The sequence below is a fragment of the Empedobacter sp. UBA2044 genome (genome assembly GCF_002333005.1).
Classification (GTDB): domain Bacteria; phylum Bacteroidota; class Bacteroidia; order Flavobacteriales; family Weeksellaceae; genus Empedobacter; species Empedobacter falsenii_B.
In genome coordinates this window covers 1-9,013 of record NZ_DDBA01000003.1, presented here as the reverse complement: position 1 = coordinate 9,013, position 9,013 = coordinate 1, and the positions used below count along the sequence as shown (strand labels likewise).

General features: G+C 30.6%; 8 protein-coding genes. 6 read left to right on the top strand and 2 right to left on the bottom strand.

Annotated elements, in window-relative coordinates:
• Positions 1–156: 156 nt before the first annotated feature.
• On the bottom strand, positions 157–1,347 hold the full coding sequence (locus B4E59_RS00640; protein WP_291050666.1) for a phosphoglycerate kinase: 1,191 nt from the start codon (positions 1,345–1,347) through the stop codon (positions 157–159).
• A 542-nt stretch (positions 1,348–1,889) separates the two neighbouring features.
• Here B4E59_RS00640 and rpiB point away from each other — a divergent pair.
• Both rpiB and asnA read left to right on the top strand, forming a co-directional pair.
• Positions 1,890–2,330 (top strand): ribose 5-phosphate isomerase B, encoded by a 441-nt coding sequence (rpiB, locus tag B4E59_RS00635; RefSeq protein ID WP_291047401.1) that lies wholly within the window; start codon positions 1,890–1,892, stop codon positions 2,328–2,330.
• 233 nt (positions 2,331–2,563) lie between these two features.
• On the top strand, positions 2,564–3,568 hold the full coding sequence (asnA, locus tag B4E59_RS00630) for an aspartate--ammonia ligase (protein WP_038336194.1): 1,005 nt from the start codon (positions 2,564–2,566) through the stop codon (positions 3,566–3,568).
• Between the two features lie 134 nt (positions 3,569–3,702).
• Here asnA and B4E59_RS00625 read toward each other — a convergent pair whose 3' ends face one another.
• A complete protein-coding gene (locus tag B4E59_RS00625; protein ID WP_291050661.1) occupies positions 3,703–4,500 on the bottom strand; it encodes a glycosyltransferase family 25 protein in 798 nt (265 codons plus the stop codon).
• Between the two features lie 278 nt (positions 4,501–4,778).
• On the opposite strand from B4E59_RS00625, the gene rnr reads away from it, so the two are divergent.
• The 4 genes from rnr (at position 4,779) to B4E59_RS00605 (ending at position 8,897) form a co-directional block, all read left to right on the top strand.
• Entirely contained in the window at positions 4,779–6,938 is a 2,160-nt protein-coding gene (gene rnr / locus B4E59_RS00620; protein ID WP_286495668.1) for a ribonuclease R, read from the top strand.
• 41 nt (positions 6,939–6,979) lie between these two features.
• Entirely contained in the window at positions 6,980–7,663 is a 684-nt protein-coding gene (locus B4E59_RS00615; protein ID WP_125349109.1) for a LysE family translocator, read from the top strand.
• A gap of 242 nt (positions 7,664–7,905) precedes the next feature.
• Positions 7,906–8,094, top strand: coding sequence for a hypothetical protein (locus B4E59_RS00610; RefSeq protein WP_291050657.1), 189 nt, complete (start codon positions 7,906–7,908; stop codon positions 8,092–8,094).
• Positions 8,095–8,141: 47 nt separating this feature from the next.
• Complete coding sequence (locus B4E59_RS00605) at positions 8,142–8,897, top strand: GLPGLI family protein (protein WP_291050654.1); 756 nt, start codon at positions 8,142–8,144, stop codon at positions 8,895–8,897.
• Positions 8,898–9,013: the final 116 nt, after the last annotated feature.

The following is a 9,013-nucleotide window of genomic DNA, read 5'->3' as shown; positions in this document are numbered from 1 at the left end:
GATTTTCAAATCTAAAGGAACGAAACGACAGCAAAGTGAAGAACCTAATCATTAAGATGAGAAGTTGAAATAAATTCAGCTTAACAATTAAGACAAAAAAAGTCGAGCAAATGCTCGACTTAATTTTTTACTATTTTAAGTATTTTTTTCCTTTTCTTATTTTAAAATCGCAGCAACTCCTGGTAATTCTTTACCTTCCAACGATTCTAACATTGCGCCACCTCCTGTAGAAACGTAGCTTACTTTGTCGTCGTAACCAAATTGTTTTACGAAAGCAACAGAATCTCCACCACCAACAAGCGAGAAAGCGCCGTTTGCCGTAGCTTCAGCAATTGCATTACCTAAAGCAATAGTTCCTTTTGCAAAATTTGACATTTCAAAAACACCTAAAGGACCATTCCAAAGAATTGTTTTCGAATTGTTAATTACATCTGCAAAAACTTTTGACGATTCTTCACCAACATCCATTCCCATCCATCCATCAGGAATTTGATCCGAAGGAACTGTTTGTGTATTTGCATCATTACTGAAATTATCAGCAATTACATTGTCAACCGGTAAATAAACTTTTACATTATGTTTTTCACATTCAGCCAAAATTTCTTTCGCTAAATCTAATTTATCATCTTCTACCAACGAATTTCCAATTTTTCCTCCATTTGCTTTCACAAATGTATACGTCATTCCACCACCAATAATCAAGTTATCAATAACTGGTAAAATATTGTTGATAATCGTAATTTTAGAAGACACTTTAGCTCCTCCAAGTACCGCTGTTACAGGTTTTTCACCATCATCTAACACTTTGTTAATAGCTGTTAATTCTTGTTCCATTAACAAACCAAAACATTTATTTCCCGGGAAAAATTCAGCAATAATTGCAGTCGAAGCATGTGCGCGGTGTGCTGTTCCGAAAGCGTCATTCACATAAATATCTCCAAATTGAGCCAATTCTTTTGCAAAGTCTTTATCTCCAGCTTCTTCCTCATTGTGGAAACGAACATTCTCTAATAATAAAACTTGGCCTGGTTTTAGATTACTTACTTTTTGTTTCGCATCATCGCCAATAACATCATTCGCAACGATCACATCAACGCCAAGAATTTCTGAAACTTTTGATGCAATATGTTTTAATGAATATTTATCATTGAATTCGCCTTTAGGACGTCCCAAATGACTCATTAATACAACAGCGCCACCATCTTTCAATATTTTGTCGATCGTTGGTTTTGCAGCTCTAATACGTGTATCATCTGTCACATTTAAATTTTCGTCTTGCGGAACATTGAAGTCAACACGAATCAATGCTTTCTTGTTTTCGAAATTGTAGTCGTTGATTGTTTTCATATTTTGATTTGAAATTTTGAACTACACAAAAGTAATCAAACTTTCATTTTGAGACTTAAAATCATTCAATACAATTTTCAACTATTAACAATTCATAATAATATATATAGTTTAATTAATTTTTAAATTTTAAAAAAAGAAAAAAATGTTACTATTATTAGCACTGTTAATATGTGGATAACTAAAGTGAGATAAATTTTATTTAATAGCAATTAACAAGCTATTATTTGTAATTTTGTTTTGTAATGAAAGAGTTAGATATTCTATCAACAATTTATCATTTTGGTTGATAAACAACTTTTGTTAGCAAGATGTTTTGTGAAAACTATTCATAACGATGTGTAAATCTTTTATGCCAAAATGAAAAGTTTTACTTGACTTGTATTGATTTATTTCTAATTGATTTTTTGAATCAGATTTCCAAATTTTTCTCTCGAAAAGTTATTAGTTTTATTCAATCATCTTTTAACAAGTTGTTACTTTTACTTAACATTTGATTTACAATTATTTAAACAAAAACAACAAAAACACCTGTTAATTAAATGAAAATTGCAATCGGAGCGGACCATGCTGGGTTCGATTATAAGGAAAAATTAGTACCCTTTTTAACAAGTCAAGGATATGAGGTTGAGGATTTTGGAACGTTCTCAACAGCGAGTGTTGATTACCCTGATTTTGCACACCCAACGGCACAAGCTGTAGAAGATGGAAAAGCAGATTTCGGAATTTTGATTTGTGGTAGTGCGCAAGGCGTTACAATGACTGCAAATAAACACCAAGGAATTCGTGCTGCATTATGTTGGATGATGGATATTGCCAAGTTAGCTCGTCAACACAATAATGCAAATGTGTTAACTTTACCTGCACGCTTTATTGCGTATGAATATGCAGAAGAAATTGTGAATACATTTTTAGCAACAGAATTTGAAGGTGGTCGTCACCAAGGACGCGTAGATAAAATTGCTTGTTCATACAACGGATAATTTTATACATCTATTATAAGATATAAAATCGGTCAATTCGTTAGAGTTTACCGATTTTTATTTTAAAAATTAAATTTAAAACTATTATAAAGTTTAAATAGTTAACTATAAACAATATTTTATATTTAAAATTAAATATTTTTAAACCAATTTAAGTCAATAGTATATTTATTGATTTTAGCTGTTCTACTTTTACATCAGTTAAAAAAACAAATCATTTAAAGATTAAAAAGATGAGCAGAGCATTATTACGTAGAGAACAAGCAATCTCTTTTGTAAAAGAAGAATTTTCGAAAGGATTACAAAAAGAATTAAACATTATTCCAGTTTCTGGACCATTGGTAGTTTTGGATGGAACAGGTATTAATGATGATTTGAATAGTATCGAAAGACCTGTAAAATTCCCTATAAAATCTTTGAATGATAAAAATGCGGTAGTTGTACATTCTTTGGCAAAATGGAAACGTATTCGTTTGAAAGAATTAGAAATTGAGCCAGGCGAAGGAATTATAACAGATATGCGCGCTTTGCGTCCAGACGAAGATTATTCGCCAATTCACTCTATTTATGTGGATCAATGGGATTGGGAAAAAGTAATTGTGCCGCAAGATCGCCAATTGGATTATCTTTTTTCGACAGTAAAATCGATTTATGAAGTTATTAAAAAAACGGAGCAAAATGTAGAAGCAAAATATCCACAATTGAAAGCTGTTTTACCAGAACAAATTACATTTATTTCGTCTGAAGATTTATTACAGAAATATCCAACTCTTACGCCGAAAGAAAGAGAAAATGCAATTTGTAAAGAATTTGGAGCTGTTTTTATTTACGGAATTGGAGGAGAATTGAGTAATGGAGAATTACACGATGCACGTGCTGCTGATTATGACGATTGGAGTACAGAAAACAGTGCTGGTTTTAGAGGTCTTAATGGTGATATTTTAGTTTGGAACCCTGTTTTAGAATCTGCTTTCGAGTTATCCTCGATGGGAATTCGTGTAGATAAAGAAGCTTTGACCAAACAATTAGAAATTAGAGATTTTTCGGATCGTAAAAATTTATTATTTCACTCGATGTTGTTAGATGATCAGTTAACAGAATCAATTGGAGGTGGAATTGGACAATCTCGTATGTGTATGTTTATGTTGAAATCTCGACATATTGGCGAAGTACAAGCGAGTATTTGGGACGGAAAAGTAAAAGAAAAATTAAAAGAAGAAAGCATCGAATTATTATAAATGAAAAAGCAGTTTCAAAATTTTTGAAACTGCTATTTTTGTAATTTATATCGAAATTAACAATGTTTATAACTGTTGATAAAGGTTGTTAATTTATTTTAATTCAGTAACTTAATAAGTGTAATAATTGTTGATTAAGAAATTCTTTCATTTTTCTTCACAATAAAACTATCATAGAATTTTTTGAAACCATGATGATTAATCAAATAGAAATATTTAGGAAATAATCGATTCAATTCGTATTGAATTTGTTTTGGAAATTTAGACTTTCTTAAACTGCGATTAATCTGAATTTGCGTTTCTACTGGAGCTGGTTTAACAAGCGATGGAAGAAGGTTGTAAATTCTTAAATCAAATTCCCAAGCATGCTGCAAATCACAATCAATTGGACGTTGAATCATAGGTAGTGGCGTTTTAATTTTATTCAAAAATTTTTCTGCGGCCTTTCTTGTCCAAATGGCTGCAATTGTTGTGATTGGAATACTCGTTCCACAAGCACCAATAATGTATTTATTATTCACATCAGCAATTTTTATATGTTTTCTTTTTCCGTTAAATAGCTTCAAAACATCCCATTTATGCTTGTTAGAAAGTTCTTCATAATTAGAAAGAGCATGTTCTACAGCAGATTTAAAATCATCAACCAAAATTGCATCATCTTCTATAATCAAACCAAAATCATTTTCAGAAGCCAAAAAAGTTTCTAGCGTTTTCACATGACTCAAATAACAACCAATTTCTCCAGGAACTAAATCGCGGTCATATTTATTTTTTATTTTATAGGTTGACGAATCCAAAGTTTTGGCATCTACAGCAGAAATTCTTTCGTAAGTAATCTCACATTTTTCGAATTCTTTTTGCATCAATTCAAGCCGATCCGTAGCTCTATCAAGGTTAATCAAGTAAGTTTGATATAATGGTTTAGTTTTCATTCAATTAATTATCAATGCAAAAATAGCTTTTTTGGCTCAATTTTCGCAATAAATCAAAACGTTACAAGTAATCTTATCCTTTCCGTAACATAGAATTGGCTGTAAAATGTTATTTTAGAAAAAGGATATATTACCTTTGCAGTGGTTATGTTGTTTATTAACATCTTATCAATAGTTATTAAAAATAATTTAATAATCAAATAATTAAGATGTTTATTTATTAACTATTTTAAAATAAATCTCTAAAAAAAAAGAAGAGATTTGACAGAAAACAAATTATGCCAAGAAGAAATTTTAAAAATACAAAGGCGAAAAAAGACAAAAACATAACAAAGTTTACGAAGTCTATCATCGAAGTTTTATTTCAAAATCCGAATAAACCTTTAAATTATAAACAAATTGCAGCAGCTTTAAACCTAACAAATCGAATTGATACAGAATTATTGATTAAGAATTTGAATGTTTTATTAGCTGACAAAAAGATTTCTGAAGTAGAAAGAGGAAAATACAAAATCAATGCAACCAATGATTATATGGTTGGGATTGCGGATTTGACTTCTTCGGGAAGCGCTTATATTATGATTGATGGTCTTGAACAAGATGTCTTTGTACAAAAAGGAAAAACGCGAAATGCCTTAATGGGCGATACGGTTCGCGTATATGTTTATCCAAAAAAACATGCCAATCAATCGAGAGCAGAAGGAGAAATTGTAGAAATTATCGAGCGTAATAAAACTGAATTTACAGGTATTTTCGAGTTAGGAAAGAACGGAAATTTTGGTTTTGTAACGATGCAAAATGGTAACCACGATTTCTTTATTCCGAAAGAGAAAATTAAAAATGCTCAACCAGGAGAAAAAGTTGTGGTTCGATTAACAAATTGGCCAGAAGGATCTAATTCACCATTTGGTGAAATCACGCAAGTTTTGGGTAGTCCAGACGATACGGATGTAGAAATTCATGCAATTTTGTTAGAATACGATTTGCCAGCACAATTTCCAGAGGAAGTTGAAGAAGAAGCAAATCAGTTGGATACTTCGATAGATGAAGCTGAAGCTGCTCGTCGTAGAGATATGCGAAATGTAACGACATTTACAATCGACCCGAAAGATGCAAAAGATTTTGATGATGCTTTATCAATACGAAAATTAGAGAATGGAAACTGGGAAATTGGTGTTCACATTGCCGATGTTACACATTATGTTCGTCCAGGTTCGTTGATCGAGCAAGAAGCATACAAGCGTGCAACTTCTGTTTATTTGGTGGATAGAGTAGTGCCAATGTTGCCAGAAGTGTTGTCGAATGTTGCGTGTTCTTTGCGTCCAAACGAAGATAAATATACGTTTTCGGGAGTTTTCGAAATGGATGATAATGCGAAGATTGTAAAAACATGGTTTGGTCGTACTGTTACACATTCGGATAGACGTTTTACATATGAAGAAGCACAAGAAATTATCGAAGGAAAAGATGGCGATTTTAAAGATGAAATCTTGACTTTAGATCGTTTAGCCAAAACAATGCGCCAAAAACGTATGAAATATGGAGCGGTTAATTTTGATAAAGTTGAAGTAAAATTCGATTTAGATCAAGCGCATAATCCACAAGGAATTTTCTTCAAAATTTCGAAAGATTCGAATAAATTGATTGAAGAATTCATGTTATTATGTAACAAAAAAGTTTCAGAATTCATTAGTTTAGATAAACATGGAAAAGAGAATGCGAACACTTATATTTATCGAGTTCACGATGATCCAAATCCAGATAAACTATTAGACTTAAAAAATTTTATTCGTCAATTTGGGTATGAATTAGAGATTGGAGATCGTAAAACAACTATCAATTCTATGAATAAGTTGTTAGCAGAAGTGAAAGGAAAACCAGAAGAAAATATGGTTGAAACTTTGGCAATGCGAACAATGGCGAAAGCAAAATATACAACAGAGAATATAGGACATTACGGTTTAGCGTTCGATTATTACACGCATTTTACATCGCCAATTCGTCGTTATCCAGATATGATGGCGCACCGATTGTTGCAAGATTATTTAGATGATAAAAAATCTCCTGCAGCAGCTGTTTACGAAGATAAAGCAAAACATTGTTCTTCTCGCGAAAAAATTGCTGCAGAAGCAGAAAGAGAGTCAATAAAATATATGCAAGTAAAATACATGGAGCAATTTGTTGGCGAAACTTTTGATGCTTTTATTACAGGTGTACAAGATTATGGAATCTTTGTTGAAATCCCAGAAACGCGTTGCGAAGGTTTGATTCGTTCTCGTGCTATGAAAGGTGATCATTTTGTTTTTGACGAAAAAAATCATGCTTTAATAGGTAAACGCACACGTGTTAAATATCAGTTAGGAAGTCCGGTTAGAATCAAAGTTTTAAATGCTGATTTAATCAAGAAGCAATTAGATTTTGAATTAGTTGATGCTTAAGTTTCATATTTTAGACTTATCTTGCAGACCTTAATTATGTTATGGAAATAATATTTTCGGCCATACTAATAGGTTTTTTGTTAAGTACAATTCTTATTGGACCTGTATTTTTCTTACTTATTGAAACCAGTTTGCGTAGAAGTTGGAAAACCGCTGTAGTCCTAGATTTAGGAGTTATTGCAGCTGATATTTTGTGTATTGCAGCAGCCTATTATGGAAGTAAAGATTTTACAGATTATGTGACCAATCATCCAAAGTTTTACCGCATTTATATCATTGCAGGTTTCTTTGTATTGATTTACGGAATTTTCATGTATTTCTCTAAACCAAAGCTACATATAGAAGGCGAAGCGGGATTTGTAAGCAACAATTATTTGAGAACGTTTATCAATGGATTTATTATGAATTTGTTGAATATAGGTGTCATTGTTTTTTGGTTTGTAATTGTCTCTTCAATTATGATTCAATATCCAAATCCAAGCGATTTTATGCTGTATATGGGCGTTGTTTTGACGACCTATTTTGTAATAGATTTGGGTAAAATATTTTTGGCAGGGAAGCTACAGAAACGTTTTACCGATCAAAAAGTATTTATGGTGCGAAAAGGAGTTGGTATTTGTCTTTTAGTCTTTGGATTAATCATTATCTTAAAAGGTTTCGGATTCTTTAAAGAAATCGATCAAAAGATAGAGAATCAGCTCATTAATCAAGAACAAACAAGTTAGAAATATAAACTCCCATCAAATTTTTTGATGGGATTTTTTACTTAACATAAAAGGTGTTATAAGATATTTCAACTCTAATGTAAAAAACTTCATTTTTAAATATTTCTTAAATTAAGTATTTAAATTTTTTTGTTTTTAAAAAATAATATTAATTTAGAAATATTATCAACAATATTTAAACTAAAAAAAAAATAAAGAAAATTTTATTTGCAAGTGTTTTCGCACTTATGGGGACTTTTGCTATGGCAAATCAAACATCTCTACAGTTTAAAACTGAATTTTTCGGTGGATGGTGTAATATTAAAGTATTCTATGCTGATGGATCACTTGCCGCAGAAACAATAGTATGGACTATAACAGAAGATGCATGTAAAAGAAAAGCACAAGAATATACGCAAGAGGTTGCAGATAGATTAGCAGGCGGAGAATAAATAAAAAAAGCTATTATTTAATAGCTTTTTTTATACACTTAATAATTATGAAAAAGAAGATAATTTTATTGTTATTGAATGTTTTATGTATAAATATTGTTTATAGTCAGAGTTATAAGCTAGAATACGAGTTTAGAAATTATATATCTATATTTAATAAAACGACTATATATAATACAACATTAGAATACAATGGAAAAACAAAAGAAAGTTTGTATACAGTAGAAAAGAAATTAAAAAATACAGACACTAATTCTATAGATGCGAATAACATTGTGTTAAATCAAAAGTCGTTAGATAATGATTTAATATATAGCAATCTAAAAGATTCTGTTGTAGTGATACAAGAACAAATAGATGTAGAAATGTTCTTATTTAAAGAAAAAATCCCTAAAATGAATTGGAAGATATGGGACGAAATAAAAACAGAAAATAATTTGAATATTAGGAAAGCCACTACATCTTTTAGAGGGAGAAATTATACTGTTTGGTTTACATTAGATATTCCAATTTCTGTTGGTCCATGGAAGTTTAATGGATTACCTGGAGCTATTGTTTCTATTGAAGAAGATAAAAAAAGATACTCATGGTTTTTAAAAAGCGCTACAAAAATTGAAGTTAGTAATATTAAAAATCCTTTATTAGATACTTCATATGAAATTAAAAACATTGAAGAATATCCAAAATTGAAATTTGAAACACCAGAAAGAATTAAAAATAAACTAAGAGAAATAGATAGTAACTTTAAATTTCCAAAAAAAGAAAGAGTTGATATAGAATTGATATTTGAGTGGGAAAAATAAAAAGTTCTATAATATAGGAATGATTAATTAGGTAGCATAAAATAATAAAGGTGAGTTTTAAAACTCACCTTTATTATTTTGGGGCATCATCTCTTAAGGCAATATCCAAAAAACTG

Coding starts and splice junctions, on each gene's coding strand:
- B4E59_RS00640 (WP_291050666.1), bottom strand. CDS start 1,347: ATGAAAACAATCAACGACTACAATTTCGAAAACAAGAAAGCATTGATT.
- rpiB (WP_291047401.1), top strand. CDS start 1,890: ATGAAAATTGCAATCGGAGCGGACCATGCTGGGTTCGATTATAAGGAA.
- asnA (WP_038336194.1), top strand. CDS start 2,564: ATGAGCAGAGCATTATTACGTAGAGAACAAGCAATCTCTTTTGTAAAA.
- B4E59_RS00625 (WP_291050661.1), bottom strand. CDS start 4,500: ATGAAAACTAAACCATTATATCAAACTTACTTGATTAACCTTGATAGA.
- rnr (WP_286495668.1), top strand. CDS start 4,779: ATGCCAAGAAGAAATTTTAAAAATACAAAGGCGAAAAAAGACAAAAAC.
- B4E59_RS00615 (WP_125349109.1), top strand. CDS start 6,980: ATGGAAATAATATTTTCGGCCATACTAATAGGTTTTTTGTTAAGTACA.
- B4E59_RS00610 (WP_291050657.1), top strand. CDS start 7,906: ATGGCAAATCAAACATCTCTACAGTTTAAAACTGAATTTTTCGGTGGA.
- B4E59_RS00605 (WP_291050654.1), top strand. CDS start 8,142: ATGAAAAAGAAGATAATTTTATTGTTATTGAATGTTTTATGTATAAAT.